Here is a 401-nt window from a genome sequence, read left to right as displayed (position 1 = left end):
GCGCAGTCGGTGGGCTGGGCGCGGCTGAGCTGGGTGAAGCCGGCGGTCAGGCGCAGCGCCTTCAGGTCGTCGGCCACCGAGGCCATCAGCGTTTCGGGAAACGCGTCCAGCACCGCATTGCTGTCGCTGCGCATTTCCAGCGTCAGTTCGACGCGGCCGGGCACGGCATTGGCGGCGTTGGGCGTCATGGCCAGCTTGCCTACCGTGGCCACCACGTAATGCGGATTGCCGCTGGCGGCACTGGCCTGGCGGCTGGCGGCGTCGATGAGGCGGGCCGCGCCCACCAGGGCATCGCGGCGGATGTCCATGGGGGTGGTGCCGGCGTGGTCGGGCTGGCCTTCGACCACGATCTGCACGCGGCGGATACCGACGATGTTGGTGACCACGCCGATGGGCAGCTG

General features: G+C 70.6%; 1 protein-coding gene. It reads right to left on the bottom strand.

Translation table 11 applies throughout. The features are described 5' to 3' along the window. Positions 1 to 401: peptidase dimerization domain-containing protein (locus AC6LJ2_RS30090; RefSeq protein WP_498152768.1), on the bottom strand; the 401-nt coding region annotated here is incomplete at both ends.

Source organism: Achromobacter sp. 1014246743 (assembly GCF_059760725.1).
Note: the sequence above shows the minus strand (reverse complement) of the source record. Positions and strands in the feature narration are given on the sequence as shown.